Source organism: bacterium (genome assembly GCA_040753555.1).
Classification (GTDB): Bacteria; UBA9089; UBA9088; order UBA9088; family UBA9088; genus JBFLYE01.
Genome location: JBFMDZ010000270.1, coordinates 1 through 2,484, shown reverse-complemented (window position 1 = coordinate 2,484; position 2,484 = coordinate 1). Strand labels below are relative to the sequence as shown.

General features: G+C 37.2%; 2 protein-coding genes. Both read left to right on the top strand.

All coding sequences use genetic code 11. The features are described from left to right. Positions 1 to 830, top strand: an 830-nt coding sequence (locus AB1630_12330; protein MEW6104579.1) for a hypothetical protein, incomplete at its 5' end; no start/stop codon positions are given. 3 nt (positions 831 to 833) lie between these two features. Then, the coding region (locus AB1630_12325; protein MEW6104578.1) for a hypothetical protein at positions 834 to 2,484 on the top strand (1,651 nt) is incomplete at its 3' end.

Here is a 2,484-nt window from a genome sequence, read left to right as displayed (position 1 = left end):
TTAGAAAGCTGGATTTGTTGGATTTGGGTGTTGACCCTTCAATAGTAAAAGACGATGCAAAATTATACAAGACAACCCTTTATCCCAAAAAATCTATTCTAGGAGGCATACTTGGCATAAGAAGCGGGACTGTAATTGCCTATGGCCATTTGCTTAAGCCACCATATTATGTAGAGAGAAAGGACGAGGAGGTTTTTATTAACGGAATTCGGGTTCATCCTATTTTGAGCAATCCCAATTACAAAATTACTGTTGTTGTTACTGAGGAAGAACGCAAACGATACAAAGAGAAAAGAGAAATAGAGGGCAAAATAGGAAAAGCACTTAAGGAGTATTATTTAGAGGTCAAGGCTAAAGAAGGTAGAGAAGTTGCTAAGAAAAAATTGCTGGAATTTGCAAAAAGATTTGAGGATATAGAAAAAATAGAATGGGATAATGACATGCCAGAAAGTCCTTTTATTAAATGGAAACATGAGAAATATCCAACAGCAATAGATAATTTTGCTTATCCTAATCCCACAGAGGAAGAACGGAAAAAAGCAAAGGAAAGACGGAAAAAGGATAGCCTAGAGACAGCTATTAAATATAAGAAACGGTACGAAGAAGATTTAAAAGCCAATGGTGTCTGGGTATTTAATTATGGAGGAACCCCACAAACTTATCAAACTTATTCTTACTCTAACATTAAAGAATCTGTTATAAACATTATGGAAAACCTTAAATTAAGCAACAAGGAAAAGATAAAGGAGTTAATGCTTCTGTTTTGGAAGGATGATGATGCTGGAAAGTCAGTCTTTTATAACTATGACCCTAAAGAGTGGAAGGAATAAACAATGAAGAAGATTATTTTGGGCTTGCTTGTAAGTTTTTCTCTCTATGGCTTAGAGGTTCCTGATCCTCGCAAAGCATTTGTCTTTGCCCCTTGCAGATTTACACTGGGTAATGGTGGCGAAGATGAGATGGTTAAGATATTTGATAAACATCATCATAAGTACTACGACCCTGTCGTAAAAATTAACTCCCACTCAGATTTAGACCCAGAGGATGCAACCCTTGATGAATTTACAAAAGCCTTATCTAGTCCCTATGGAATATTCTTTGTGCATTCACATACATATTTAGTTGAAGCTTATCCTCCTACTGATGATGGTAAAGAAAAACGGGATGAAAAATTTAATAAGTATCTAAAGGAGGGATATACAAGAGAAGACATTCGTCCTGTCCAGGATGATCTGGAAACTCCAACATATTATGGAATTAGGGTAACAAGTCATTTTATTCAAACAAGAGCCCGTCATAAGGATAAATCTATTGTTTTTATAAATAGTTGTAATTCTTTTCCCCTTCTTGCCAATGTTTTTAATGCCAGAAACTTTTTAGGGCATCAAGACCTCTCCAATGTTTTAGAAAACCGCCAAGATACCGAAAACCTCTTTTACAACATGGGTGGATTAAAGGATGATGTGGATGGTGAGAAAAACAATGACACTATACACTATGTTTTTGCCTATGCTAATAGCGTTAATCCAAATTTACAAGCCCAACTTAATGGTCCAACAATGCGGTTATACCTTGCCCCTAAAATCCTTAAGGTTGAGGTAAATAGGGAGGTAGGAATAGACAAGGAAGAAATCTATACCTACAAATATCCTGATCTAACCTATCCCTTTATTGATTTTCCCTACCCCGGAGACCTCTCTGGTTGTCAAAAGAAGCCTGCCAAGGCTGGAAGATTAAGGGTAAAGATAAGGTTTTCTGAAGGGATGCATCCAGCAGGAGCTAAAGTTTGGTTAAAACCTCCAGGTAGTATAGACTGCGTTGAGGTTACCCACGAATTCTGGCTGAAGAGTTTATATGACAATGACACCTGGGATGGTTATATAGACATTCCTTCTAATCAGGGTGATAAATGGGATGGACTTATAACTGTAATTGTAAAGGCGTATGATAATTTTACAGAAGATGATAGTTCTCAAAGCCCTGATGGAGAATTAGATACAAATGGTGATGGAATCTATGATGGCAGAGATTTGCGTAGGGGCACGAAGGATAACGATGATGTCATTTATGGAATAGAGACCTGCCACCAATTCCAAATAGACACCACCCCACCCAAGATAAAGAAATCACAAATCCTTAAGGGAGATAAGAATAACCAGGGGAATATAATAAATTACTTGGTTGTCTATTCAAAGGATTATGAAACAAATGAGACAATTGCCGATCCATTTATTGGAGAGGGAAACCTTTTTGTTGAGCTTACCTTTGATGAAGAAATGGATACAGGAATTCCCTTAAATGTATCTTTTACAGGAAGCAATCACCCTGTCTCATTCTTGTCTTGGTCAAATACCAATACAACCTGGTATGGTGAGTTTGTTATTCCAAGGAATTCGGAATACCAAGGAACGCATACCTTAAGCATAAGCGATGCCACAGATTTAGCAGGAAATACCTTTGATTCTGACCCAACCACAGAACAAC